This is a genomic window from Pseudoduganella sp. HUAS MS19 (assembly GCF_053615455.1).
Window position 1 is genome coordinate 3916774 of sequence record NZ_CM132133.1, and the last position, 25123, is coordinate 3941896.

The 25123-nt window shown below is 62.0% G+C and carries 23 protein-coding genes; 7 read left to right on the forward strand and 16 right to left on the reverse strand.

Translation table 11 applies throughout. The features are described from left to right. Positions 1-21 precede the first annotated feature (21 nt). The 14 genes from lpxB to rpsB form a co-directional block, all read right to left on the reverse strand. On the reverse strand, positions 22-1176 hold the full coding sequence (gene lpxB, locus ACWBU6_RS17685) for a lipid-A-disaccharide synthase (protein WP_452644726.1): 1155 nt from the start codon (positions 1174-1176) through the stop codon (positions 22-24). After that, entirely contained in the window at positions 1160-1951 is a 792-nt protein-coding gene (lpxA, locus tag ACWBU6_RS17690) for an acyl-ACP--UDP-N-acetylglucosamine O-acyltransferase (RefSeq protein WP_452644727.1), read from the reverse strand. Before lpxA ends, lpxB begins: the two co-directional genes overlap by 17 nt. A 4-nt stretch (positions 1952-1955) precedes the next feature. Beyond that, entirely contained in the window at positions 1956-2417 is a 462-nt protein-coding gene (gene fabZ / locus ACWBU6_RS17695) for a 3-hydroxyacyl-ACP dehydratase FabZ (protein WP_055924214.1), read from the reverse strand. Continuing rightward, positions 2414-3469, reverse strand: coding sequence for a UDP-3-O-(3-hydroxymyristoyl)glucosamine N-acyltransferase (gene lpxD / locus ACWBU6_RS17700; RefSeq protein ID WP_452644728.1), 1056 nt, complete (start codon positions 3467-3469; stop codon positions 2414-2416). The genes fabZ and lpxD overlap by 4 nt, the downstream gene beginning before the upstream one ends. Before the next feature lie 20 nt (positions 3470-3489). Continuing rightward, positions 3490-3945, reverse strand: coding sequence for an OmpH family outer membrane protein (locus ACWBU6_RS17705; RefSeq protein WP_452649578.1), 456 nt, complete (start codon positions 3943-3945; stop codon positions 3490-3492). 101 nt (positions 3946-4046) lie between these two features. Beyond that, complete coding sequence (gene bamA, locus ACWBU6_RS17710; protein WP_452644729.1) at positions 4047-6380, reverse strand: outer membrane protein assembly factor BamA; 2334 nt, start codon at positions 6378-6380, stop codon at positions 4047-4049. 17 nt (positions 6381-6397) lie between these two features. Then, positions 6398-7762, reverse strand: a complete 1365-nt coding sequence (gene rseP, locus ACWBU6_RS17715; protein WP_452644730.1) for an RIP metalloprotease RseP — start codon at positions 7760-7762, stop codon at positions 6398-6400. A 15-nt stretch (positions 7763-7777) separates the two neighbouring features. Beyond that, positions 7778-8950 carry a 1-deoxy-D-xylulose-5-phosphate reductoisomerase gene (gene ispC, locus ACWBU6_RS17720; protein ID WP_452644731.1) on the reverse strand — a complete coding sequence of 391 codons (1173 nt, stop codon included), beginning with the start codon at positions 8948-8950 and terminating at the stop codon, positions 7778-7780. A gap of 8 nt (positions 8951-8958) precedes the next feature. After that, positions 8959-9795 (reverse strand): phosphatidate cytidylyltransferase, encoded by an 837-nt coding sequence (locus ACWBU6_RS17725; RefSeq protein ID WP_452644732.1) that lies wholly within the window; start codon positions 9793-9795, stop codon positions 8959-8961. Positions 9796-9810: 15 nt separating this feature from the next. Then, positions 9811-10560 (reverse strand): polyprenyl diphosphate synthase, encoded by a 750-nt coding sequence (gene uppS / locus ACWBU6_RS17730; RefSeq protein WP_452644733.1) that lies wholly within the window; start codon positions 10558-10560, stop codon positions 9811-9813. Between the two features lie 65 nt (positions 10561-10625). Continuing rightward, positions 10626-11186, reverse strand: a complete 561-nt coding sequence (frr, locus tag ACWBU6_RS17735; RefSeq protein ID WP_057262710.1) for a ribosome recycling factor — start codon at positions 11184-11186, stop codon at positions 10626-10628. A 33-nt stretch (positions 11187-11219) separates the two neighbouring features. Then, entirely contained in the window at positions 11220-11936 is a 717-nt protein-coding gene (gene pyrH, locus ACWBU6_RS17740) for a UMP kinase (protein ID WP_130312126.1), read from the reverse strand. Positions 11937-12205: 269 nt separating this feature from the next. After that, on the reverse strand, positions 12206-13120 hold the full coding sequence (tsf, locus tag ACWBU6_RS17745) for a translation elongation factor Ts (protein ID WP_452644734.1): 915 nt from the start codon (positions 13118-13120) through the stop codon (positions 12206-12208). 145 nt (positions 13121-13265) lie between these two features. Then, positions 13266-14018 carry a 30S ribosomal protein S2 gene (gene rpsB / locus ACWBU6_RS17750; protein WP_130312122.1) on the reverse strand — a complete coding sequence of 251 codons (753 nt, stop codon included), beginning with the start codon at positions 14016-14018 and terminating at the stop codon, positions 13266-13268. A 326-nt stretch (positions 14019-14344) separates the two neighbouring features. Here rpsB and ACWBU6_RS17755 point away from each other — a divergent pair, with 326 nt between their 5' ends. From ACWBU6_RS17755 to ACWBU6_RS17765, 3 genes are all read left to right on the forward strand, one after another. After that, positions 14345-14779 carry an SRPBCC family protein gene (locus tag ACWBU6_RS17755; RefSeq protein WP_452644735.1) on the forward strand — a complete coding sequence of 145 codons (435 nt, stop codon included), beginning with the start codon at positions 14345-14347 and terminating at the stop codon, positions 14777-14779. A 10-nt stretch (positions 14780-14789) separates the two neighbouring features. Beyond that, positions 14790-14990 carry a DUF4287 domain-containing protein gene (locus tag ACWBU6_RS17760; RefSeq protein ID WP_452644736.1) on the forward strand — a complete coding sequence of 67 codons (201 nt, stop codon included), beginning with the start codon at positions 14790-14792 and terminating at the stop codon, positions 14988-14990. Between the two features lie 62 nt (positions 14991-15052). Further along, on the forward strand, positions 15053-15433 hold the full coding sequence (locus tag ACWBU6_RS17765; protein ID WP_452644737.1) for a hypothetical protein: 381 nt from the start codon (positions 15053-15055) through the stop codon (positions 15431-15433). Positions 15434-15438: 5 nt separating this feature from the next. Here ACWBU6_RS17765 and ACWBU6_RS17770 read toward each other — a convergent pair whose 3' ends face one another. Both ACWBU6_RS17770 and ACWBU6_RS17775 read right to left on the reverse strand, forming a co-directional pair. After that, on the reverse strand, positions 15439-17301 hold the full coding sequence (locus tag ACWBU6_RS17770) for a M6 family metalloprotease domain-containing protein (protein ID WP_452644738.1): 1863 nt from the start codon (positions 17299-17301) through the stop codon (positions 15439-15441). Between the two features lie 145 nt (positions 17302-17446). Then, positions 17447-19864, reverse strand: a complete 2418-nt coding sequence (locus ACWBU6_RS17775; protein WP_452644739.1) for a phosphocholine-specific phospholipase C — start codon at positions 19862-19864, stop codon at positions 17447-17449. Positions 19865-20087: 223 nt separating this feature from the next. Between ACWBU6_RS17775 and map the strand changes: the two genes are divergently transcribed. From map to ACWBU6_RS17795, 4 genes are all read left to right on the forward strand, one after another. Beyond that, entirely contained in the window at positions 20088-20906 is an 819-nt protein-coding gene (gene map, locus ACWBU6_RS17780; RefSeq protein ID WP_452644740.1) for a type I methionyl aminopeptidase, read from the forward strand. A 6-nt stretch (positions 20907-20912) separates the two neighbouring features. Beyond that, entirely contained in the window at positions 20913-23495 is a 2583-nt protein-coding gene (locus ACWBU6_RS17785) for a [protein-PII] uridylyltransferase (RefSeq protein WP_452644741.1), read from the forward strand. Further along, a complete protein-coding gene (locus ACWBU6_RS17790) occupies positions 23495-24244 on the forward strand; it encodes a pseudouridine synthase (protein ID WP_452644742.1) in 750 nt (249 codons plus the stop codon). The genes ACWBU6_RS17785 and ACWBU6_RS17790 overlap by 1 nt, the downstream gene beginning before the upstream one ends. A gap of 122 nt (positions 24245-24366) precedes the next feature. After that, positions 24367-25122 (forward strand): flagellar brake protein, encoded by a 756-nt coding sequence (locus ACWBU6_RS17795; RefSeq protein WP_452644743.1) that lies wholly within the window; start codon positions 24367-24369, stop codon positions 25120-25122. The last annotated feature ends 1 nt before the right edge of the window (position 25123 follow it).

The window sequence follows — 25123 nt, forward strand, 5'->3', positions numbered from 1 at the left end:
GACCCCACGGTTGACACGGGCTTATCTGTTAATGAGCTTCAGGACGGCGGCGGCGCCTTCCTGGGCGCTGTTACGCAGCAGGCTGTAATGCATGTCGGTGAAGCGCTGCGCCAGCCGCAGGCGGTGCGGCGCGTCACTCAGCTGTTTCCACATGGCCTCGGCCAGCGTCTCGGCCGTGGCTGAATTCTGCAGCATTTCCGGCACCAGGAATTCACGTGCCAGGATGTTCGGCAGGCCGATCCACGGCTGGTAGCCCATATGCCTCATGATATGCCAGGATGCGGCCATCATCTTGTAGGCAATGACCATCGGCTTCTTGAACAGCGCCACTTCCAGCGAGGCGGTGCCGGAAGCAACCAGCACGGCGTCGGCGGCGCAGATCGCGGTGTGCGACTGGCCGTCCAGCAGCATCAGCTCGATGTCCTGCAGGCCGGCTTCGGCGATCAGCTCGAGGAAATATTTGCGCTGCTTTTCGCCGGCCATCGGCACTACGAACTTCAGCGTGCGGTCGCGCTGCAGCAGCAGCTTGCAGGCGCCGATGAAGGCGGCCGTGTTGTACTTCAGTTCAGCCATGCGGCTGCCTGGCATCACGCACACCACGTTGGCGTCTTCCGCGATGCCAAGCTGGCGGCGCGCGCCTGCTTCGTCGGGCTGCACCGGGATCACCTCGGCCAACGGGTGGCCGACGTAGGTGACTGGTACGCCGGCCTTCTTGTAGATCTCTTCCTCGAACGGGAAGATCACCAGCATGTGCGAGACCGATTTGATGATCTTCTTGATGCGCCCGCCGCGCCAGGCCCAGATCTGGGGCCCGATGTAGTGCACGGTCGGGATGCCGGCGTCGCGCAACTGCGCTTCCAGGCCCAGGTTGAAGCCGGGGTAGTCGGCGCCGATGAAGCAGGCCGGCCGCTCGGCCAGCAACTGGTCGCGCAGCGTGTTCTGGATGCCTTTCAGTTCGCGGTAGCGGGGAATGATCTCGAACAGGCCGCGCACGGTCATCTTCTCGATTGGCCACTGCGACTCGAAGCCGTGTTCCATCATGGCCGGGCCGCCGATGCCGTGGAAGCGCGCTTCGGGCAGGTGCGGGCGCAGGCCGCCCAGCAGGCGGCCCGCCAGCAGGTCGCCGGACGGTTCGCCGGCGACCACTGCAATCGATACGTCAGCGGACGATGCCACGGGTGGTCGTATCGAGGAATTCGCGCATCGAGCGCGCGGCGCCTGCGCAGTCTTCCGGCAGCGCGGCTTCGGCGGCGAGCATGGCTGCCTTGGCTTCGTCCAGCGTCAGGCCGGAACGGTACAGGATCTTGTATGCGTTGCGGATGGCGTTGATCTGCTCGCGGGTGAAACCGCGGCGCTTCAAGCCTTCAATGTTGACGCCGTGGGCTGCGGCCGGGTTGCCGTTCAGCAGTACGAACGGTGGCACGTCCTGGGTCAGGCTGGTGCTCATGCCGACGAAAGCGTGGGCGCCGATCTTGCAGAACTGGTGCACATTGGCGAAGCCGGACATGATCACCCAGTCGCCGATCTCCACGTGGCCCGCCATCTGAGCGTTGTTGGAGAAGATGGTGTTGTTGCCGACCACGCAATCATGCGCCAGGTGGACGTAGGCCGAAATCCAGTTGTTGTTGCCGAGCCTGGTCACGCCCTTGTCCTGCACCGTACCGAGGTTAAAGGTGCAGAATTCGCGGATGGTGTTGCCGTCGCCGATTTCGAGGCGGGTCGGCTCGCCGTTCCATTTCTTGTCCTGCGGCGCGGCGCCGATGGACGAGAACTGGAAGAACCTGTTGTTCTTGCCGATCGTGGTATGGCCCTCGATCACGACGTGCGGGCCCACCACGGTGTTCTCGCCAATCACCACGTTGGGGCCAACAATCGTGTACGCGCCGATCTCGACGCCGGCAGCCAGTTCGGCCTTCGGGTCGACGATGGCGCTTGGGTGGATGGTTGCCATGGTTTTACTCCACGGAGCGGATGGTGCACATCAGCTCAGCTTCCAGCGCTACCTGGCCGTCGACCGAGCCGACCGCCTTGTACTTCCAGATGCCGCGCGCGTTGCGCAGGATTTCCACGTCCATCTTCAGCTGGTCGCCAGGACCTACCGGGCGCTTGAAGCGCGCATTGTCGATACCGACGAAGTACACCACCGAATTCTCGTCCGGCTTGATGCCCATGGACTTGAACGACAGCAGGGCTGCGGTCTGCGCCATCGCTTCGATCATCAGCACGCCGGGCATGACCGGCTTGTGCGGGAAGTGGCCGTTGAAGAACTCTTCATTCACGGTCACGTTCTTGATCGCGGTGATGGACTTGTTCTCTTCATACGAGATCACCCGGTCGACCAGCAGCAGCGGGTAGCGGTGCGGCAGGTAGGCCTTGATCTCGCAGATGTCCATCGTTTTGTTTTCGGTAGTCGTCATGATTCTTCGTCTTCGGTTTTAGTTTTAATGGTTTTTTCCAGCGCGCGCATTTTATCGCGCATCGACGGCAGGTTGCGGACAATCGCAGCCGACTTCTCCCAGTCGCTGTTCTTGGCCAGCGGGTAGAAGCCCGTGTACTGGCCCGGTTCGGTGATCGAGCGCGATACCAGGCTGCCCGACGAGATATGGACATGGTCAGCAATCGTCAGGTGGCCCAGGATCATCGCCGCCCCGCCGAAGGTGCAATGCTTGCCGATTTTCGCGCTGCCTGCCACGCCGACGCAGCCGGCCATTGCCGTATGCGCGCCGATATGGCAGTTGTGGCCGATCTGGATCTGGTTGTCCAGCTTCACGCCGTCTTCAATAATGGTGTCCGCCAGTGCGCCCCGGTCCACCGTCGTGTTGGCGCCGATATCGACGTCGTCGCCGATCAGCACACGGCCCACCTGCGGGATGCGCACGTAGACGCCGCCGTCGTTGGCAAAGCCGAAGCCGTCGGTACCGATCACGGCGCCCGAGTGGACGATGCCGCGCTTGCCGATCACGCACTTCGCATGGAAAGTCACATTGGCGAAGAAATGCGTGCCCTCGCCCACCTGAGCCTCGCGGCCGATATAGCAGCCGGCATCGAGCACCACGCCCGCCCCGATCAGCGCGCCCGCCTCGACCACCACCTTGGGGCCGATGTGGGCCGTCGCGTCGACCGTGGCGGCCGGATCGACGTAAGCCGTCGGGTGCACGCCGGCCGGGCGCACGTATGCCGTCTGCGCTTCAAACACCTGCGCGGCGCGGGCAAAGTACACATAGGGATTCTTGACGACGATGCGGGCACCCTTATAGGTTTCTGCCACGGTGGCATCGTCATTGGCGCTGACAATCAGGGCTGCCGCCTGGCTTTGCCCCGCCTGAGAGCGGAATTTGCTGTTACTGAGGAAGCTGATATGCGAAGCGCCTGCATCGGTCAACGGCGCGATCCCGGCAACATAAAGTTCCGGGTCCCCCACCAGTTGGCCGCCCAGGCGCTCGACCAGTTCTCCTAGTCGAAGGCCCATCTGAAATCCAATCTTGTCTGTTATTTGTCCAGCGCTTCCAGCACCTTGGTGGTGATGTCGATGCGCGGGCTGGCCCACACCGCGTCCTGGAAGACGATGTCGTAGCCCTCGGTCGTTGCCAGCTGCTTGATGATCTTCGTCGCCTTTTCGGCAATCGCAGCACGCTCTTCGTTGGTGCGCTGGTTCAGGTCTTCGCGGAACTCGCGCTGGCGGCGCTGAAAGTTCAGGTCCGCCTCGTAGGCTTCGCGCTGCAGCTTGCTGCGCTCAGGCTCGGGCTTGGCGGCGCCCTCCTTCTCCCATTTCTCGCTGGCGGCCTTGGAGCGTGCGGCCAGTTCCTGCAGCGCCTTTTCGCGGCTGGAGAATTCCTCGCGCAGCTTGGCGTCGGCCAGCTTGGCCAGCTTCGATTCGTTGTAGATGCGCTCGGCGCTCAGCCAGGCAATGCGGGAGGACTGCGCCAGCGCCGGTGCCGTGGCCATCATGCCCAGCGCCAGTACGGCAGCGATTTTGCCCAAGGTAGCGGTTGCAGTCTTCAACTCGATTCTCCGTCCAAATAAGTTGCTTTGGTGCACTAAATGCATCAGAAACCAGTACCCATCTGGAACTGGAAGCGTTCCAGGCGGTCACCCAGTTTGTCGTTCAGAGGCAAAGCATAACTCAACTTCAGCGGGCCTACCGGGGAAATCCAGCTCAAACCCAGGCCGGCCGAGAAGCGCAGCTCGGACAGGCGCATCTTCTGCCGCTCCTGGTACACCTGGCCGCCATCGAGGAAGCCGAACCAGCGCAGTGAGCGGTCCTGGCCCTGGCCAGGGAAAGGCATTTGCAGCTCGGCGTTACCGATCAGGCGCGACGCACCGCCCAAGGTGTCGTTGGTGCGCGGGTCCACCGCGCCCAGCGAGGAGCTCTGGTAACCGCGCACAGAACCGATGCCGCCGGCGTAGAAGTTCTTGAAGACCGGGTAGTTCTTGCCGCCGAAGCCGCGGCCGTAGTCAACCTCGCCTTTCAGTGCCAGGGTGATCTTGTTGGTCAGCGGCTTGTACCACTGGGTTTCGTAGACGGCGCGCCAGTACTTCGACTCGCCGATCGCATCCACTTCCAGGTTGATGCGCTGCATATAACCCAGGGTCGGCGTCATGGCGGAGTCGCGGCTGTCGCGCGCCCATGCGGCTGTCAGCGGCACCGAGTAAGCGTTGACCGAACCGACACCATTGGCCGGGCCGCCCAGGTCGCGCACGTACTGCTTGAAGTAGGTCGGCGACGAATCATCGGTTTCCACGTTCGACTTCTCCAGGCCGATACCGAAGAAGACGGTATCCTGCTCGGAGAACGGCACGCCGAAGCTCACCCGGCCGCCGGTCTGCTTGATGGTGTACAGGCCGGTGTTGACTGCCGGCGGGCGGAAGGTGCGCAGGTAAAGTTCGTAGCTGCGCGAAATGCCGTCCGGCGTGAAGTATGGGTTGGTGTGCGAGAACGCGATGGTGCGGCTGTATTTCGAGGTATTCAGTTCCAGGCCGACGGTGTTGCCCGAGCCGGCGAAGTTGGCCTGCTGGATCGCTGCGTTGAAGGTGAACTTTTCCGCCTGCGAGAACGCGCCGCCGATCTGGAAGTTGCCGGTCGGGCGCTCGACCACGGACAGGTTGATGTCCACCTGGTCGGAAGTGCCCTGCGCTTCCGGCGTGTCGACCGTGACGTCCTTGAAGTAGCCGGTGCGGTCGACGCGGTCGCGCGAAGCCTTGATCTTGGAAGCGTCGTACCAGCTCGACTCGAACTGGCGGAACTCGCGGCGGATCACCTCGTCGCGGGTGGTGGTATTGCCCGAAATATTAATGTGGCGCACATAGGCGCGCTTGCCCGGGTCGATGAAGAAGGTGAACGCGACTTCGCGCTTGGCCTGGTCGATTTCCGGGTTGGCATTGACGTTGGCGAAGGCGAAACCGAAAGTGCCCAGGCGGTCGGTGATCAGCTTGTTGGTGGCGGTCAGCAGCTTGCCGGAGTACAGCTTGCCCTTCTGCAGCAGCACCAGCTGGCGCAGCTCGTCTTCGCGGCCGAACATTTCGCCTTCGAACTTGATGTCGGAGACGGTGTATTTCTCACCCTCGGTAATATTGATGGTGATGTAGATGTCCTTCTTGTCCGGGGTAATCGAGACTTGGGTGGAATCCACATTCATCTCGATATAGCCGTGATCCAGGTACCAGGACTTCAGGGTCTCGATATCGCCATTCAGCTTGGTCTTGGAATACTGGTCGGACTTGGTATACCAGCTGAACCAGCCGCCGGTATTCAGGGCGATCTGCTCTTTCAGCTCCTTGTCGCTGAAAGCCTTGTTGCCGACGATATTGATCTGCTTGATGCGCGCCACTTCGCCTTCATCGACTTCGAAATCGATGCTGACGCGGTTACGCTCCATCGGCGTCACAGTGGTGGTGATTTTCACGCCGTACAGGCCGCGCGACAGGTACTGGCGCTTCAATTCCTGCTCGGCGCGGTCGACCGACGCCTTGTCGAAGGTCTTGGCTTCACCGACGCCGATATCCTTCAGCGCCTTGACCAGCATGTCCTTCTCGAATTCGTGGGTGCCCTTGAAATCAACCTTGGCGATGGCCGGGCGTTCTTCCACGATCACCACCAGCACATTGCCGTCGCGCTCCAGCTTCACATCCTTGAAAATCCCGGTCGCGTACAGGGCCTTGATGGTGGCTACGGATTTGTCGTCACTGAAGGTTTCGCCCACGCGCACCGGCAGGTAGCTGAACACGGTACCGGCTTCGGTACGCTGGATGCCTTCGACGCGGATATCCTTGACGACGAACGGCTCGGCGGCGATTGCGCTGCCGGAGCAGATAGCCAGGACGGCTGCGCCTACCAGGGTGCGGCGGAATTGAGGAGCGATACGATCAGTGTGTAATTTCATCGGCAAATCGAAAAAAATTAAAGCAGCCGGGCCAGGTCGTTAAATATCGCCAGCGCCATTAACGACACCAGCAAACCCAGTCCAATACGCTGCGCCATTTCGCCAAAGCGCTCGGAAACGGGGCGCCCGGTCAAAACTTCCAGCGAATAATACAGCAAATGCCCCCCATCCAGCATAGGAATTGGCAGCAAATTCATAATGCCCAAGCTCACGCTGATAAAGGCGACGAAGGCAATAAACGGCTCGGCTCCCATTTTCGCCGTTTCACCGGCGTATTCTGCAATGGTCAGCGGGCCGGTAATATTCTTCAGCGAGACTTCGCCCAGGATCATGCGGCCCAGGATCCTGAAGGTCATCGTGCAGATTTCCTTTACCTGGCGCACGGCCTTGGCGGTCGCCTCGATCGGGCCGTAATGCACCACCATCGTATCAACTGCACCCACCAGTTCGGCCTTGATCTTACCGACTGTTACATGGCCTTTGCTGTTTGCCTGCCTGTCTTCCACCGCATCCGGGGTCAGCTCCAGCTGCAGCTGGCGGCCCTCGCGCAGCACGGTGACCGCCAGTTTGCGGCCCGGGGAACGCAGCACCTCGGCCACGAAGCCGCGCGCATCCTCGACCGGCTGGCCATCGACAGCGACAATCACGTCGCCTTTCAGCATGCCGGCGCGACGGGCGGCGCCGCCCTCCTCCATGCGGCCGATGACGGGCGGCGGACGCATCAGGTCCAGGCCGATCGCGGACGGAACATCGTCCTCCAGGTTCACGCTGGCGGCAGCATCGGGCGGCAGGGAAAAGTGCACATGGCCGGAGCCGGGGCGCTCGACCACCAGATTCAGGCTTTCCTTATGGATGGCGGACTGGATGACGGCCCAGCGCAGCTCGGACCAGCCCTGCACCGCTTCGCCATTGACGAACTTGACCAGGTCACCCCGGTGCAAGCCTACGGCGGCAGCGGCAGTCGCCTTGGCCGGCTCGGCGATGCGGGCAGTCGGCTCGCGCACGCCGCTCATATACAAGCCGGCATACAGCGCGATAGCAAGGAGGAAGTTGGCGAGCGGGCCGGCGGCCACGATGGCAAAGCGTTTCCAGACGCTCTGGCGGGTAAATTCGCGCGCCAGGTCGCCGGCAGGCAGGCCGGATATATCGCTTTCGCGCGCATCCAGCATCTTGACGTAGCCGCCCAGCGGGATGGCCGACAAGGCCCATTCGGTCTGGTCCTTGCCGAACTTGCGCATCCAGACGATGCGGCCCATGCCGACCGAGAAGCGCAGCACCTTGACGCCGCACCAGCGCGCCACCAGGTAGTGCCCAAACTCGTGGATGATGATCAGGGAGCCAAGGCAGACGACCGTGGCGAGGATGGTGCGGAAGGTGTCCATGGGCTTCTGGGATGCTTATCCGGCGATAATCCGTTCTGCGGCGGCCCGCGCCAGCGCGTCCTGCGCCATCACGGCCTCGATGCTGCTTGCCGCGCCATGCGGCAGTTCATCCATGACCTGGGCAATGACCCGGTCGATGCGGCGAAAGCCGATGCGTTCGTCGAGGAAGGCTTGCACCGCCACTTCATTGGCCGCATTCAGCAAGGCCGGGGCGGTGCCGCCCGCCCGCAGTGCTTCGAACGCCAGGGCCAGGCAAGGGAAGCGGTTGAAATCGGGCTTCTCGAATTGCAGGGTGCCGACCTGGGTCAGGTCCAGCTGCGCCACGCCGGAGGCGACGCGCTCGGGGTACGCCAGGGCGTGCGCGATCGGGGTGCGCATGTCGGGGTTGCCCAGTTCCGCCAGCACGGAGCCGTCGTTGTAGGACACCATCGAGTGGATGACCGATTGCGGGTGGATCACCACTTCGATCTGTTCGGCCGGTGCGCCGAACAGCCAGTGAGCCTCGATCACTTCCAGGCCCTTGTTCATCATGGTCGCGGAATCGACCGAGATCTTGCGGCCCATGACCCACTTTGGATGCTTGCAGGCTTCGTCCGGGGTAACGTTTTCCAGGGAGGCGACGTCGCGCTTGAGGAAGGGGCCGCCGGACGCCGTCAGCAGGATCTTCGTGACGCCGGCCGCCGCCGGCACGCGGCCATAGCCTTGCGGCAGGCATTGGAAAATCGCATTGTGCTCGGAGTCGATCGGCAGCAGCACGGCGCCGCTTTCGGCCACGGCGTCCATGAACAACTGGCCGGACATGACCAGCGCTTCCTTGTTGGCCAGCATGACCTTCTTGCCTGCGCGGGCGGCGGCCAGAGTCGGCGCCAGGCCGGCGGCGCCGACGATGGCCGCCATCACGGCATCGGTTTCGGCGGCAGAGGAAACGGCGCACAACGCCGCTTCGCCCCACTCCACTTCGGTGCGGCAGCCGGCGGCGCGCAGCAAGGCGCCCAGCTGGGCGGCGGCGGCGGCGCTGCCCACCACGGCGCGTGCCGGGCGGAACTGGATGCACTGGGCTGCCAGTTCTTCGACGCGGCTATGCGCGGTCAGCGCGTAGACGGAATAACGGTCCGGATGGCGCGCGATGACGTCCAGCGTGGAGACGCCGATCGAGCCGGTGGCGCCGAGAAGGGTAATGCGTTGCATGGAATTCCTTAGAACAGCCTAGGGGTGATCAACGCAGCGATGGGCAGCACCGGCACCAGCGCGTCGATACGGTCAAGCACGCCGCCGTGGCCAGGCAGCAGGTTGCTGCTGTCCTTCATGCCGGCGCGGCGCTTGAGCATGGATTCGAACAAATCGCCGACGATGGAAGCGGCGACGATTAGCACCAGCACGGCCAGCATGATGCCCCAGCCCATGCGCTCGGCCAGGCGCACCGCGAAGGTGTCTTGCAGCAGCGGCACGGACGGCGCCAGCAGCACGGTGCCGACAGCCAGCAGCAGTACGGCGACCAGGCCGCCTACCGCGCCTTCCCACGATTTGCCCGGGGAAATGGTCGGCGCCAGCTTGTGCTTGCCGAGCGCCTTACCCGAGAAGTAGGCGAAGATGTCGGCCGCCCACACGATGGCCATAACCGACAGCAGGTAGACCGGACCGCGTGCGAACAGCAGCAGGATGGCGACGAAGCAGGACACCAGGGTCACCGCATACACCATGCTCAGCATGGTGTTGCCCATGCCTTCGGCGGGCGGCAGGCCCAGTTTCAGCGCGGGTGCAAAGCGGATCAGCCAGATGGCGGCGCCGATGGCCAGCCAGAACGTGGCCTGCCCGAGTCCTGCGTTAAAGAAGAAGGTGTACACGAACGCCGCCGCCCATGCCGCCGCCACCACAATCGCGGCGCGGTTCTTGAACAGGCGGAAGGCTTCCCACACGGCAGCGGCAAAGAAGACGGCCACCGCCACGTTCACCGCCGGCTGGTAGCCGGAGAACAGGACTGGCAACAGTACCGCCAGCAGCAGGACGGCGGTAATCACGCGGGTTTTCAGCATTGTTATGAGCTCTTATTAGCTTTTCTTAGCTACCTGGTCGCCAGTGCGGCCAAAGCGGCGTTCGCGGCCCTGGTAGGAGGCAATCGCCTCGTCCAGGCGTTCGGCATTGAAGTCGGGCCAGTAGGTGTCGGTGAAGTGCAATTCCGTGTAGGCCAGTTGCCACAGCAGGAAATTGGAGATGCGTTCCTCACCGCCGGTGCGGATGAACAGGTCCGGCTCCGGGGCATACGCCATCGACAGGTAGGGCGCCAGCTGCTCTTCCGAAAAATCGGTCGTGCCCGGATGCTCGGCCACCATCTTGCCGATTGCCTGCATGATATCCCAGCGCCCGCCATAGTTGGCGCACACGGTGACGGTCATGCGGGTGTTGTTGGCGGTCTTGCGCTCGGCATTGGCGATCATGTCCTGCAGCTTCTGGTCGAAGCGCGACAGGTCGCCCACCACTTTCAGGCGGATATTGTTCGCATGCATCTTCGACACCTCGCGCTCCAGGGCGGTCACGAAGAGCTTCATCAGCAGTGAAACCTCCTCTTCCGGCCGGCGCCAGTTCTCGGAGCTGAACGCAAAGACGGTCAGGTACTCGATGCCCCGCGCGGCGCAGGCCTCCACTACGGTGCGTACCGCCTCCACGCCTTTGACGTGGCCTGCCACGCGCGGCAGGAAACGCTTGGTTGCCCAGCGTCCGTTGCCGTCCATGATGATCGCCAGGTGGCGCGGCACCTTGGGCGCATCAGGAACTGCGGTTGTCGAACTCGAATATTTCATAGGTGCGTAAACTAAAAATCCGGGGAGGCAGGGGCAATGCCCCTATCCTCCCCGGTTTCGGGACCTTAAACGGTCAGGACTTCTTTCTCTTTTTCGGCGACGGTCTTGTCGATGTCGGCGATGAACTTGTCGGTCAGCTTCTGCACTTCGTCAGCTGCGCGGCGCTCTTCGTCCTCCGAAATAGCCTTGTCCTTCACCAGCTTTTTCAAGCCTTCGTTGGCATCGCGGCGGATGTTGCGCACGGCGACCTTGGCGTCTTCGCCTTCGCCCTTGCACAGCTTGACCATTTCCTTGCGGCGCTCTTCGTTCAGCGGCGGGGTCGGCACGCGGATCATGTCGCCTTGCGAGGCCGGGTTCAGGCCCAGGTCGGAATCGCGGATCGCTTTTTCAATGACGGCGCCCATTTTCTTCTCGAAAGGGGCTACGCCGATGGTGCGCGCGTCGACCAGGGTCAGGTTGGCAACCTGGTTCAGCGGGGTCGGGTTGCCGTAGTAGTCAACCATCACATGGTCCAGGATGCCCACGTGGGCGCGGCCAGTGCGCACTTTGGCCAGGTCGGCCTTGAGCGTTTCCAGCGACTTGACCATGCGGTCCTGGGTATTCTTTTTAATGTCAGCGATAGACATTGCTGCTCTCCTGTTGCAATTACTTGAAATATTTTAAACGTGAACCAGTGTACCCTCTTCCTCGCCCATAATCACGTTCATCAACGCGCCTGGCTTGGTAATCGAGAATACTTTGATCGGCAGTTTCTGGTCGCGGCACAGCGCAAAGGCAGTGGCGTCCATGACTTGCAGGTGCTTGGCGATCGCTTCGTCGAAGCTGATCTTGTGATACATGGTGGCGTTCGGGTCCTTCTTCGGATCGGCGGTGTAGATGCCGTCGACCTTGGTTGCCTTCAGCACGATTTCCGCGCTCACTTCCGAACCGCGCAGCGCCGCTGCAGTATCGGTGGTAAAGAACGGGTTGCCGGTGCCGGCGGCGAAGATGACGACCTTGCCCTCTTCCAGGTATTGCAGCGCTTTCGGGCGCACATAAGGCTCGACCACCTGCTCGATGCCGATGGCCGACATCACGCGCGCGGTCACGCCCACATGCTTCATGGCGTCGGCCAGGGCCAGTGCGTTCATCACGGTGGCCAGCATGCCCATGTAGTCGGCGGTGGCACGGTCCATGCCCTGGGCGCCAGGCGCCACGCCACGGAAGATGTTGCCGCCGCCAATGACGACCGCCAGTTCAACGCCCAGCTTTGCGACTTCGGCGACGTCCGCCACCATGCGTTCGATGGTGCCGCGGTTGATGCCGTACGGGTCATCGCCCATCAGGGCTTCGCCGGACAATTTCAGGAGGACGCGCTTGAAGGCTGGTTTTGACATGAGCTGGGGCTCCTTTTAAATGTTTTGTTCGGTGTGGCTTCGGCGGCAATGATAACGGAAATGCCATTGTCCACCGTTTGATTCGTGATTGAAAGCCTTAAAAAAGCCTTAACAACCCAAAACCGGCAAACCGGTGTCTACCCCACAGGGTCAGACACCCACCCGCAACTGCCGCGTAGCAAGTGTCAGACCCTGCGGGTCTGACACTGGTTTACCGGTTTTGGCTGAAGCAGGCTTAAAAAAACGGGCCTTGCGGCCCGTTTTCTTGATTATGCGCCTTTGGAGGCAGCCATCTGGGCTGCGACTTCCGCCGCGAAATCGTCAACTTTCTTTTCAATGCCTTCGCCAACCACGTACATGGTGAAGCCCTTAACGGTGGTGTTAGCGGCTTTCAGCATCTGCTCGACGGACTGCTTGTCGTTCTTCACGAAAGCCTGGTTCATCAGCGATACTTCTTTCAGGTACTTGGCAACAGCGCCATCGATGCGCTTGGCAACGATGTCAGCTGGCTGGGCTGGCTTGCCGGCAGCAACAGCGGCAGCAGCGTCTTCGTCCGACTTGGCCTGGGCAACCGAACGCTCTTTGGCGATCAGGTCAGCAGGAACTTGCTCGGAGGACAGGGCAACCGGCTTCATTGCTGCGATGTGCATCGCCACGTCCTTACCAACTTGCTCGTCGGCGCCGTCGAACTCGACGATTACACCGATCTTGGTGCCGTGCAGGTATGCAGCCAGCTTGCCGGTGGTTTCGAAACGCTGGAAGCGACGGATCGACATGTTTTCGCCGATCTTGCCAACCAGGGCAGCGCGCACTTCTTCCAGGGTCTGGCCATTGCCAGCTGGCAGGGCCAGCAGGGCAGCAACGTCAGCCGGGTTGTTTTCAGCAGCCAGCTTGGCAGCCAGGGCAGCCAGGGCCAGGAAGTCGTCGTTCTTGGCCACGAAGTCGGTCTCGGAGTTCACTTCGACCAGGGCGCCGATGTTGCCGGCGATGTGGGAAGCAACCACGCCTTCAGCGGTGATACGTGCGGAAGCCTTGGCAGCCTTGCCGCCCAGCTTAACGCGCAGCAGCTCTTCTGCTTTGTCCATGTCGCCGCCGGCTTCGGTCAGCGCTTTTTTGCATTCCATCATTGGCGCGTCGGTCTTAGCGCGCAGTTCACCTACCATTGCTGCAGTAATTGCTGCCATGTGATTCTCCTGTATTCGGTTGGGGATTCAGTCCGGGGCGGCGCCAAGGGCAGCCTGCTCATCCGGGTAATTCTGTTTAAAAAAAAGGGGGAGCTGGTGGGCCACCCCTTTCTCAAGCTGAAGCCGTCTTGCGACGGCCAGGCAATTAAGCCTGCTCGTTAACTTCTACGAACTCGTCGCCAGCTGCAGTCTTGATGGATTCCAGGACTTCAGTGGTAGCGTTTGCACGACCTTCCAGGATCGCGTCTGCCACGCCGCGGGCGTACAGGGTGATCGCTTTGGAGGAGTCGTCGTTACCAGGGATAACGTGGGTCACGCCTTCTGGGGAGTGGTTGGTATCGACCACGCCGATCACTGGGATGCCCAGCTTGGCGGCTTCGGTGATCGCGCCTTTGTGGTAGCCAACGTCAACCACGAAGATTGCGTCAGGAACACCGCCCATATCCTTGATACCGCCGATCGACTTCTGCAGCTTTTCCAGTTCGCGACGGAACAGCAGAGCGTCTTTCTTGGTCAGCTTTTCAACGGAACCGTCTTCGATCGACGCTTCCATGTCTTTCAGGCGCTTGATCGAGGTCTTGATGGTCTTGAAGTTGGTCAGCATGCCGCCCAGCCAACGCTGGTCAACAAACGGAACACCTGCGCGCTGAGCTTCAGCAGCGATGATGTCGCGAGCCTGGCGCTTGGTGCCAACCATCAGGATGGTGCCACGGGAAGCGGAGATTTGACGGATGGTTTTCATCGCGTCCTGGTACATGGCCAGGGTCTTTTCCAGGTTGATGATGTGAATCTTGTTGCGGTGGCCGAAGATGAACGGAGCCATCTTTGGGTTCCAGAAACGGGTTTGGTGACCGAAGTGGACGCCGGCTTCCAGCATTTCACGCATCGTTACAGACATTATTTACTCCAGGGTTGGGTCTGGAATCCTCCCAGTCACCCTTGCGGGCACCCTTGTTGGGGGGATTCGGGTTTATAAAATGAGAAAATTTACTACTATTGCAAGACGCTAGGTCAGGCAACCATAAATTTTAGCGTATCGGTGGGGGCTCACGCAAGCGTGTTGCAGCCTTCCGCACAGTGCGCCGGGCGGAATTTTAGTGCAAACTTGATAATAAATACAAAGTTTTGCGAAATATTTGTGTTTTTTTGTCGCGAACGTGTCGATCCGGGCCGCGCTGGCGCGTCGTGCCTATACCAACCCACCCAAACCTGGAGACTACTGAAATGACTACGAATACCATCAAGCTGCACCGCGTACTGCGCGCCTCCCCTGACCGCATCTACAAGGCATGGACCACCGCCGCAGCCTTCAACAAATGGCTGCCACCGAACGGCTATGTGGGCGAGGTGCATGAAATGAACCCGAACGTCGGCGGCAGGTACCGCATGTCCTTCGTCGACCTGGGCACCGGCTTCACCCATTCGTTTGGCGGTGAATACCTGGAACTGCATCCTGGCGAGAAAATCCGCTACACGGCCCAATTCGACGATGCGAACCTGCCGGGACAGATGCAGACCACCGTCATCCTGCGCGAGGTGTCCTGCGGCACCGAGGTCGACATCACGCAGGAAGGCGTGCCGGCCGTGATTCCTGCCGAGCAGTGCTACCTGGGCTGGCAGCAGTCCCTGGCCTTGCTGGCTTTGCTGGTCGAACAATAAGGAGGCGGCCATGGGTACTCCATCCTCCTACTTCCCGTCGATCGAAACAAAGTACGGTAAGCCGGTCGAGCATTGGCTCAAGCTGCTCAAGGGCATGAAAGGCATGAAGCACATGGACATGGTGGCGGCGCTGAAGGCCGACCACGGCATGGGCCACGGCCATGCCAACGCCCTGGTCGCGCATTTCAAGGCGGAAAGCAGCAAAGCTTGATCCGCAACTAGACGGTGGGTGGGTAGCGTCGCCAACATGGGGCATCACTTCGAGGTGCCCTCATGCACTTGGTTGACATCACTCCCCTACCCGCCGCACATGAAATCATGGAGCCGGCTACCAAACAGTCTATAGATTCCTGTGACGCGCGCGCTGAAGCACGTGAAGCGGCGGCACGTGAGCGCGAGCTTATGCGACAGAAGAACTTTAATCGGCTTGATGGCGCAATTGCAAGCCTTAAGGGAACAGTAGTCACCACTGGCATAATCGCCACCCTGAGCACTGTTTTTGGTGTTGCGGCCTTTAATGCCGCCCTTATGCGGAATGTATTTGCCGCTATCGAGCTAGGACAAAAATCATCTCCGGCACAGGTCAAGATGCGGGCCGATGTCGATGAAATAAAAAGGCAGCTCGCCGAAGCGCGAGCTGCCACTGAACGCTGACCGTATTATTTGCTGACGGTCAGGGTGTAATTGCCGGAGCCGCTGTACGAGTACACGGTGATGCGATAGTAGGCCAGGGCCGCGGCGTAGTTGATCGCTTCGGTCGACGTCGGGCTGGTCGACGAAGCTACCTGCACCCATGCGCTGCCATTCCATTTCTCCAGCTTCAGCTCAAAGTCGGCATTCGACGGGCCGGACAGGTTGGCCTTGATCGTGCCGCCGTTGTAATAGAAGTATGGCGATGGATGGATGGCGGAAGCATTGGCGCCGGACAGGTAGCCGCTGTACACCTCGCCGCCACCGGTGCCGTCGCCCTTCACCACATCAAACGAGATGGTCTGTGCGGCAGGGCTGATGTTGGCCAGGCCGAAGTTGGAGCCGGCGCCATTCCACCAGCGCGAGTTGGTGCCGCGGCTGGCGTAGTTGTTCGGGACGGTGTCGTAGAAGGCCTTGTAGATCGCGCCGTCGTACAGGTCGGTCGCGTCGCCACGGTTGGCGCGGTATTCCGGATCGCGGCGGCCATCGGCGTGTTCCATCTGCACGTACGGATGCCACTCGTCCGTGTTGGTGCCTGCCGGGTCGACGTGCCACACGGCCAGGCCGGAACCCGGCTGGTTCGTGTTCTGGTTGGACTTGTGGATCGCCTCGATGTAGAACGCTTCATCCATCTTGGCAGGATTGGTCCAACGATACAGGCCGTGCGAGCCGGAGGTGTGGCTCAGGCGCCCTTTCGGAGCGTTGGCGTTCAGCGCCGGATTCAGCTCGGTCACCGTATCCCAACCCGCCAGGTAGCGGAAGAAGCCGTTCGGTTGCACCGGACGATACTGGCTTTGCGCACCGATGCTGCCGTAACCCATGATGCAATAGCTGGCGGCCGAGCCTTCCGAGCTGCCGTCATAGTCGTACAGGTCGGGCCAGCCCATGACCAGGTGACCGGTTTCGTGCGAGAAGGTGCCGATCGACAGGCTGCTGCCCATGTTCGTGATCTGGTAGTAGCCGGTGCAGACGCCGTCCGCGCAGAACTGGTTGCTCAGCCAGCCCATGTGCGGCCACAGCCCCTTGGACCAGGCGCTGTCCGCGCCGCCGGCGTAGAAGAAGTTCAGGCCGCGGATGCGCTTGTTGGCGTCCACGCTCAGCGTCGAGAAGTTGAAGCCTTGTTTGAACTCAAGCCAGTTCAGCGCTTCGCGGATCAGTTCCTGCGAGCGCACGCCAGAGTTCAGGCTGCTGTCGGCGTAGTACGATTTGTTGTACTTGGCACGGTAGTACAGGGTTGTGGTATTGGTGTAATCAAGCTTGCCGCCCGAGACGGACTGGAAATAGCCGCGGATCGACTGCGCATTGCCGAAGCCGGTATATGGCATGTCGTTCAGGAAGGAATTGACCTGGGTTTGGGTGATCGTGCCCGGCACGTCCGGGAAATCGATGATCACGGTCAAGCCTTTGACCTGGCCGGTCACGGCCGCCAGGGCCTGCGGCGCGCTGGCCGAAGCGACCGCGGACTTGCGGGCCGTTTCCACGGTGCGGCCGGTCATCTGCTGGAACTTCTCCTTGGCCTTGCGGGCGCGCGCTTCCTGGCTCAGGCCTTGCTGCTTTTCGCCGCCAGGGGCAGCGAAGCTGCGTTTCTGGGCGTTCGTCGCCAGCACGCCGGTGGAGACCAGTTCGTCGCCGGCGGCATTCACCTTCGCATAGCACAGGCCTTTCTTGGCGGCGTCGTAGACGACCAGCGAGCCGTCGTCGGTACGCTGTTCGGCATAGTAATCGTTACCGTCCAGGTGCACGCGCAACTTCTCGCCGTTCGGTTGCTTGAACTCGTAAACGCTGTCTTTGTAGGGGATACCAGCCTGTGCCAACAGGCTGGTTAACAACATAATTGCTGCAGTTGCTACTTTCAAACGCATTTCAATCTCTCCGTTTCTTGTTGTAAAGAAAGGAAAGTAAATCACGCACGATTGTGCAAGTCTTGATGAATTTGTAAGGCGATCGTGCAGAAATCGGCACAATCGCCTAAGCCCATCAGGTCACCGAAAATGCCACCGGGCTGGCCAGCGAGGTATAGCCGTCGTTGTACAGGAGCCAGGCGGCATAGCTGCCCGCCGCCAGGCCGGAAGTGGCAAACGCCGCCGTGCCGGCGCCCGTGGTGACGTATTGCCAGGACAGCGACGCGGTCGCACCGGGCGTCACACCGCTACGGTAGATCCCGATCCAGTTCTTGCTGTTTACCTGCGCGGCCGGCACGGAGTAAGCAAAACTGATGGGCGTGCCGCGCGCTACCGATGCCGCGCTGGCCGACAAGGTCGCCCGCGGACCCGCCGCGGTGCGCCCCAGCACCGGGTCCGTCCGGCTTGCCAGGCCATTCTCGACGCGGCCGGCCATGCGGCGCAGGTATTGCGCGTCAAAATCGCAGCTTACGCTCAGGTCATACCAGCCGTAGCTGGCGCCAACCGGCACGTTTACCGTCGCTTGCTGGCCGGCCGCCACCGTGTGGCTGGTCGCTGCGCGGCCGTAGGCGTTGTCGGCCAGGCGGAAGGTGGCGGCGCGGCCGCCCTCCAGGTTGGACAACACAACATCGACCGACATCGTTGCCGCATTTGCGTTCAGCCACACCTCCGGGCGGGCGCCGCCGGTCGCAATGGCCAGCGCCAGCACGCCGCCAAACTCGCGCTGGAAGCCATTCGGCCCGACAACGCTCAGGTGATAGTTTGCCGTGGTCCAGTTCCAGACTTCCCGCTCAATTCTCTTGCCCGCCTCCACGGTGTAATACCAGGGGCCGTCGCTGCGGGCCTGGGAGTAGACGATAAATGCGCTGCCGGCCGCGCCCTGGTTGAAGAAGGACAGTTCCACCTGCTTCGACGAGGCTACGCGGGCGGTCGCAGCGAAGGCGTAAGGCAAGGCACAGGAATAGCGCGGGCTGCCGCCTTCCTGTGCAGGCAGGGTCTGCACCGCAGGCGGCTGCGGGTACGGCTTGCCCGACACCAGCTGGTAGGTGGTCGATTTCGGCACAGTCGACGGCCAGCTTGCGTTCGGCGTCTTGAAATCGAAGGCCGAGGTCAGGTCGCCGCACACGGTACGGCGCCACGGGGAAATATGCTCGCAGGCGATGCTGGCGCGCTGCTTGCCAAGGCTCGCCACCAGCCACTCTTCCAGGAAACGCAGCTTGGAAGTATGGTCGAACAGTTGCGAACAGACGCGCCCGCCCTTGCTCCAGGGGGAAACCACCAGCATCGGCACGCGCGGGCCAAGGCCTACCGGCACGCCGTTGTAGTTCTCGTACTGGCCGTTGTCGGCCAGCGTGCTGCGGCCCATGCCGGGATTCAGGGGCGCCATGTGCGAAGGCATATGGTCGAAGAAGCCGTCGTTCTCGTCGTAGGTGAGCAGGAAGACGGTTTTCGACCAGACATCCGGATTGGCAACCAGCGCAGCCAGCAGGCGTGCCGTCAGGTTTTCGCCCGCATTCGGCGAGTTTGGCGAGTGCTCGGTGTAGTCGTTCGGCGCCACGATCCAGGACACGCGCGGCAAGCGGTTATTGCGCACGTCTTCGGCAAAGGAGTTCACCAGCCAGTCGCCCTTGGTGCCACGCGCATTGCTTTCCGTGGAGCCCGGCGCGATGACACGGCCTTTCTGGTACAGCGGGCTGCTTTCCGACAGCCGCGTGCCGTCCGCATTGACACGGAAATTGCGGAAGTACGCCAAGTAGTTGTCGCCGTAGTTGTCCCATTCCTGGTACACCTTCCAGCTCACGCTGTTGGCCTCGAGGATCTCTGCATAAGTGCGCCAGTTCGGCGCGCTGGCCGTCACGGACGGGGTGACGTTGTCGTACTTCGGATCGTTGTTGTAGTAGCCGGCCGAGTCGATGTTGTACAGGCTGCCCATCGCGCCCAGCCAGTTCTGGTTGGTGCCGGTCAGCGAATACATGCGGTTCGGGTCGGTAGCGCCGAAGATCGAGCAATGATAGTCGTCGCAAATGGTGAAGGCGTCGGCCAGCGCGTAATAGAACGGCAGGTCGCCACGATCGAAATAGCCCATGCTCTGGGCGGTTTTCTGCTTGACCCAGGCATCCCAGCCTTGCCAGGTCGCCTGCGAACTCTTCCAGCTGTGGTTGGTGCCAAGCGACAGCGCGCTGGTGTTCTTGGCGTCGAAGTGGAACGGCAGCACATAGCCACCGGTGCCGTTGGGCTGGTACCAGACCGGCTTCCCGCCCGGCAAGGTGATGGCGCGCGGGTCGTTGAAGCCGCGCACGCCGGCCAGCGTGCCGAAATAATGGTCGAAGGAGCGGTTCTCCTGCATGAAGATGACCACGTGCTGCACATCGGCCAGGGTGCCGGTGGCGCTGTAGGCGGGAACCGCCAGTGCTTGCCTGATCAGGTCGGGAAAGAAAGTGCTGGCGGCGCCGGCAGAGGCCATGCCAAGGAATTTACGGCGGCTGGTGGACATCGATTTTCCTTATAGGTCTGGTTGTAGGGGTCCAGCGATGCTAAGGTGCAATTGTGACAATCGCATGTCAGCTGTCATCCGTGCGCCACGTGTTGCTCGATTCCCGCCACCGGCCGCTGCAAATCGGCATAGCGCATCCGCCGGGCGCGCGCTGAGGCTGTCGTTTATAATCTTGCTGATAACGCCCCCGAGTGGCGTACCCTGTACAGAACAGCAAGATCCCATGACTATCAATATCAAGACTCCCGAGGACATCGCAGGCATGCGCGAGGCTGGCCGTCTCGGCTCCGAAGTGCTCGACTACATCACCCCTTTCGTCAAGGCCGGCGTCACCACCGGTGAACTGGACCGCCTGTGCCACGAGTACATGACCAATGTGCAGGGCACCGTTCCGGCGCCGCTGAACTACTGCCCGCCGGGCTACACGCCCTACCCTAAAGCCATCTGCACCTCGGTCAACGACGTGATCTGCCACGGCATCCCGGGCGACAAGGTGTTGAAGGATGGCGACGTGGTCAACCTCGACATCACCGTCATCACCAAGGACGGCTACCACGGCGACAACAGCCGCATGTTCTTCATCGGCAAGCCGTCGATCCTGGCCAAGCGCCTGTCGGACGTGACGTTCGAGTGCATGTGGCTGGGCATCGAGCAGGTCAAGCCGGGCGCCACCCTGGGCGATATCGGCCATGCCATCCAGGTGCACGCCGAGAAGCATGGCTACAGCGTGGTGCGCGAATTCTGCGGCCACGGCATCGGCAAGGTCTTCCACGAAGAGCCGCAGATCCTCCACTACGGCAAGCCGGGCACCGGCCCTGTGCTGGAAGCGGGCATGGTGTTCACCATTGAACCGATGATCAACGCCGGCCGCCGCGAAATCAAGGAAATGCCTGACGGCTGGACCATCAAGACCAAGGACCGCAGCCTGTCCGCGCAATGGGAACATACCCTGGTGGTCACCGAAACCGGTTACGAAGTGCTGACCCTGTCCGCCGGCAGCCCGCAACCGCCTGCCTTTGTCACCGAAAAAGCCGTAGCCTGAACACGCATGCCGCACGCCGCGATGAAGAAGGACCTGCGGGAACAGCTCAAGGCCCGGCTCAAATCGGACCGCCAGCGCATCATTGCCAACTTCCATGAAGACGGCATGCCGGAGAAGCTGTTGCGCAACCTGCGCAGCAGCGTCGATGACGTCCTCACGCAAGCGTGGGCGGCCAGCCGCTTGCCGCCGCAGGCTGCGCTGGTGGCGGTCGGCGGCTACGGCCGCGGCGAGCTTTTCCCGTACTCCGATGTCGACGTCCTGATCCTGCTGCACGCGGCGCCGGACGACGCCGCGCGCGGCAAGCTGGAGGAGTTCGTCCAGCTGCTGTGGGACCTGGGCCTGGACGTGGGCCACAGCATCCGCACCATCGACGAGTGCCTGGCCGAATCGAAGGCCGACATCACCGTACAGACCAGCCTGCTGGAGGCGCGCATCATCACCGGCAACATGGTGCTGTTCGCCCAGCTGCAGGACGCCTACAACAAGGCCATGGACCCGCGCGCCTTCTTCGAGGCCAAGACCATCGAAATGCGCCAGCGCCACGCCAAATACGAGGACACGCCCTTCAGCCTGGAGCCGAACGTCAAGGAGAGCCCGGGCGGCCTGCGCGACCTGCACGTGATCCTGTGGATGGCCAAGGCCGCCGGCCTGGCCAACTCCTGGCGCACGCTGGCCGTGCGCGGCCTGATCACCCAGACCGAGGCGCGCCAGCTGATGGAGAAGGAGCGCGCCTTCAAGGATATCCGCGTGCGTCTGCACCTGGTGGCCGGCCGCCGCGAAGACCGCCTGGTGTTCGACGTGCAGACCGCCGTGGCTGAGACCCTGGGGCTGAAAGCCACCGGCAGCGGCGTCCACATGCGCCGCGCCAGCGAATACCTGATGCAGCGCTACTACTGGGCCGCCAAGACCGTGGTGCAGCTCAACACCATCCTGCTGCAGAACATCGAGTCCTACCTGTTCCCGCACGATGCCGATCCGGTACGCATCAACGAGCGCTTCAGCGAAGTGAACGGCATGATCGACATGAACGACGACGATACGTTTGAAAAGACGCCGTCGGCCATCATGGAGATCTTCGTGCTGCTGTGCGAACGCCCTGCCCTGAAAGGCATGACGGCGCGCACCATGCGCGCGCTGTGGCACGAACGCTTCAAGATCGATGCCGCCTTCCGCGCCGATCCGGTCAACAAGGCCTACTTCCTGCGTATCCTGCAGGCGCCGCAAGGCATCATCCACAATATGCGCCGGATGAACGAGCTGTCCATCCTGGGCCGCTACCTGCCAAGCTTCCGCAAGATCACGGGCCAGATGCAGCACGACCTGTTCCACGTCTATACGGTGGACCAGCACATCATGATGGTGCTGCGCAATATGCGCCGCTTCACCATGACCGAGCACGCGCACGAGTACCCGTTCTGCTCGCAACTGATGGCGAACTTCCCGCAGCCATGGCTGCTGTACGTGGCCGCGCTGTTCCACGACATCGCCAAGGGCCGCGGCGGCGACCACTCCAAGCTGGGCGTGGCCGACGTGCAGCAGTTCTGCCAGGAGCACGGCATGAGCGCAGAAGACACCGAACTGGTGTCCTTCCTGGTCGAACAGCACCTGACCATGTCGCATGTGGCGCAGAAGCAGGACATGTCCGATCCGGACGTGATCCAGGCCTTCGCGAAAACCGCAGGGGACGAACGCCACCTGACCGCGCTCTACCTGCTGACAGTGGCCGACATCCGCGGCACCAGCCCGAAGGTGTGGAATGCCTGGAAGGGCAAGCTGCTGGAAGACCTGTACAAGATGACGCTGCGCGTGCTGGGCGGCGAGCCGCACTCCGCTGACCGCGAACTGAAGAACCGCCAGCAGGAAGCGCTGTCCACCCTGCGCCTGTACGGCCTGCCGTCCGACGCCCACGAGGCGCTGTGGAAACAGCTGGACCTGGCCTACTTCCTGCGCCACGATGCCAGCGATATCGCCTGGCAGACGCGCGCGCTGTGGGACCGCCTGGACAGCGAACAGCCGGTGGTGAAAGCCCGCCTGGCGCCGATCGGCGAAGGCTTGCAGGTAGCCGTGTATATCAAGGACCAGCCGGACCTGTTCGCGCGCATCTGCTCCTACTTCGACCGCAAGAATTTCAGCATCCTCGATGCTAAAATCCATACCACGAAGCACGGCTATGCGCTCGACACCTTCCTGGTCACCGAGCAGAATTTCGCCAAAAGCTACCGCGACATCATCAACCTGATCGAGCATGAGTTGTGCGAGCTGCTGGTGAGCCAAGGACCGCTGACGGCGCCCAGCAAGGGACGCCTGTCGCGCCTGTCGCGCACCTTCCCGATCCAGCCGACGGTGGACCTGCGGCCCGACGAACGGGGCCAGTACTACCTGCTGTCCGTGGCGGCCAACGACCGCACCGGCCTGCTGTACTCGATCGCCAACGTGCTGACCAAATACAAGATCAACCTGCATACGGCCAAGATCATGACTCTCGGCGAACGCGTGGAAGACGTGTTCATCGTCGACGGCCCTGCCCTGGCCAATGCCCGTACCCAGCTCCAGCTGGAAACCGACTTACTCGAAGTACTGAAAATCTGATGTCCGAAGAATTGTTACGCCTTTCCAAACGCATGTCCGAACTGGGCCTGTGCTCCCGCCGCGAAGCCGACGAATGGATCGCCAAGGGCTGGGTGCGCGTGGATGGCAAAGTAGTGTCCGAACTGGGCACCAAGGTTTATCCAAGCCAGAAAGTCACCGTGGAGCGCCAGGCCGCCGCCGAACAGGCGCGCCGCGTCACTATCCTGATCAACAAGCCGGTCGGCTATGTCTCCGGCCAGGCCGAAGACGGCTACCAGCCCGCCGTGGTGCTGATCAAACCGGAAAACCGCTGGGCCGAAGACCGCTCGCCGGAACGCTTCGACCGCAACCAGCTGCGCAGCCTGGTGCCGGCCGGCCGCCTCGACATCGACTCGGTCGGCCTGCTGGTCCTGACCCAGGATGGCCGCGTGGCCAAGCAGCTGATTGGCGAAAGCACCAACGTTGACAAGGAGTACCTGGTCCGCGTCGAGTACACCAGGCCCGGCCGCCTGCCTGACAGCGATTTGCAGCGCCTGAACCACGGCCTGTGGATGGATGGCAAAGCGCTGTTGCCGGCAAAGGTACGCTGGCAGAACGACGATCAGCTCAGCTTCACCCTGCGCGAAGGCAAGAAGCGCCAGATCCGCCGCATGTGCGAGATGGTGGGCTTGCGCGTGATAGGCTTGAAGCGCGTGCGCATCGGTCGTGTCAAACTTGGAAACTTGCCAGAAGGGCAATGGCGCTACCTGTCCCCGGACGAGCGCTTCTGAGTCGGCATCGACGCAACAGAAAAGCAGCATTCATTGCCGTTTAGCAAGCGGAAGGCGGAAGAACGCGGTAAAGTACTGGCGTCTTCTCCTAAAAATCGAGAACCTGAGCTGTGAACGATCCAATGCCAAACGACTTCCGCAAGGGACCGCCCCGTCCACAAGACGCGGTGGAGCCGATTGCTGCGGGGTCGCATCCACACGACATCGTCGACCCCGACGAAATTGGCGACGCCCTGGCGGCGCTGGCCGACGCGGGCGATGCGATTTCCATCTACCACCGGGACAATGCCGAAGCGGTGATGGCCCGCCTGCTGTCGGTCGACCCTGAACTGCCGCACTTTGTCATCCAGCTCAACGAAGGTTCGACCCTGCCGCCCGGCGAATGCATTTTCGTGGCCTGGCTGGGCGGCGCCAAGTTCCAGTTCAAGCTGGACGACCCGCACTGGAATGCCTTGCCGGAGCAGCCGACGCTGATCCCGGCGCAATTCCCCGAACGCTGCCAGGTCCTCAACCGCCGCTCGGCGCCACGCCTGGAAACCCCGCTCGGCACCTACCACACCGCTTCCTTCGTCTTGAATGGCAAGCCGTACGAAATGCAGTTGTACGACTTTGCGGTGGGCGGCGTCGGCATGCGCTGCTCGCCGCGCGATGCGGTCGGACTGCACGTCGGCCGCAAGCTGCAGCGCGTGCGCCTCGACATGGGGCCCGGCTCGGTGCTGATCTGCGACCTGGAAATCCGCCTGGCGCGCCATTTCCGCTCCTTCCTGCTCGGCGAGCAGGTGCAAATCGGCTGCCAGTTCCAGAACCTGTCGCCAATGATGCAGGACGAACTGCACCGCATCCTCGAACGCCTCAGCACCGGCCGCGGCCAGCGCTAAA

What these genes read in the sequence shown, in the direction of transcription:
- lpxA (WP_452644727.1), bottom strand. Translation starts at nt 1,951, where the DNA reads ATGGCAACCATCCACCCAAGCGCCATCGTCGACCCGAAGGCCGAACTG.
- fabZ (WP_055924214.1), bottom strand. Translation starts at nt 2,417, where the DNA reads ATGACGACTACCGAAAACAAAACGATGGACATCTGCGAGATCAAGGCC.
- lpxD (WP_452644728.1), bottom strand. Translation starts at nt 3,469, where the DNA reads ATGGGCCTTCGACTAGGAGAACTGGTCGAGCGCCTGGGCGGCCAACTG.
- ACWBU6_RS17705 (WP_452649578.1), bottom strand. Translation starts at nt 3,945, where the DNA reads ATGGCCACGGCACCGGCGCTGGCGCAGTCCTCCCGCATTGCCTGGCTG.
- bamA (WP_452644729.1), bottom strand. Translation starts at nt 6,380, where the DNA reads ATGAAATTACACACTGATCGTATCGCTCCTCAATTCCGCCGCACCCTG.
- rseP (WP_452644730.1), bottom strand. Translation starts at nt 7,762, where the DNA reads ATGGACACCTTCCGCACCATCCTCGCCACGGTCGTCTGCCTTGGCTCC.
- ispC (WP_452644731.1), bottom strand. Translation starts at nt 8,950, where the DNA reads ATGCAACGCATTACCCTTCTCGGCGCCACCGGCTCGATCGGCGTCTCC.
- ACWBU6_RS17725 (WP_452644732.1), bottom strand. Translation starts at nt 9,795, where the DNA reads ATGCTGAAAACCCGCGTGATTACCGCCGTCCTGCTGCTGGCGGTACTG.
- uppS (WP_452644733.1), bottom strand. Translation starts at nt 10,560, where the DNA reads ATGAAATATTCGAGTTCGACAACCGCAGTTCCTGATGCGCCCAAGGTG.
- frr (WP_057262710.1), bottom strand. Translation starts at nt 11,186, where the DNA reads ATGTCTATCGCTGACATTAAAAAGAATACCCAGGACCGCATGGTCAAG.
- pyrH (WP_130312126.1), bottom strand. Translation starts at nt 11,936, where the DNA reads ATGTCAAAACCAGCCTTCAAGCGCGTCCTCCTGAAATTGTCCGGCGAA.
- tsf (WP_452644734.1), bottom strand. Translation starts at nt 13,120, where the DNA reads ATGGCAGCAATTACTGCAGCAATGGTAGGTGAACTGCGCGCTAAGACC.
- rpsB (WP_130312122.1), bottom strand. Translation starts at nt 14,018, where the DNA reads ATGTCTGTAACGATGCGTGAAATGCTGGAAGCCGGCGTCCACTTCGGT.
- ACWBU6_RS17755 (WP_452644735.1), top strand. Translation starts at nt 14,345, where the DNA reads ATGACTACGAATACCATCAAGCTGCACCGCGTACTGCGCGCCTCCCCT.
- ACWBU6_RS17760 (WP_452644736.1), top strand. Translation starts at nt 14,790, where the DNA reads ATGGGTACTCCATCCTCCTACTTCCCGTCGATCGAAACAAAGTACGGT.
- ACWBU6_RS17765 (WP_452644737.1), top strand. Translation starts at nt 15,053, where the DNA reads ATGCACTTGGTTGACATCACTCCCCTACCCGCCGCACATGAAATCATG.
- ACWBU6_RS17770 (WP_452644738.1), bottom strand. Translation starts at nt 17,301, where the DNA reads ATGTTGTTAACCAGCCTGTTGGCACAGGCTGGTATCCCCTACAAAGAC.
- ACWBU6_RS17775 (WP_452644739.1), bottom strand. Translation starts at nt 19,864, where the DNA reads ATGTCCACCAGCCGCCGTAAATTCCTTGGCATGGCCTCTGCCGGCGCC.
- map (WP_452644740.1), top strand. Translation starts at nt 20,088, where the DNA reads ATGACTATCAATATCAAGACTCCCGAGGACATCGCAGGCATGCGCGAG.
- ACWBU6_RS17785 (WP_452644741.1), top strand. Translation starts at nt 20,913, where the DNA reads ATGCCGCACGCCGCGATGAAGAAGGACCTGCGGGAACAGCTCAAGGCC.
- ACWBU6_RS17790 (WP_452644742.1), top strand. Translation starts at nt 23,495, where the DNA reads ATGTCCGAAGAATTGTTACGCCTTTCCAAACGCATGTCCGAACTGGGC.
- ACWBU6_RS17795 (WP_452644743.1), top strand. Translation starts at nt 24,367, where the DNA reads ATGCCAAACGACTTCCGCAAGGGACCGCCCCGTCCACAAGACGCGGTG.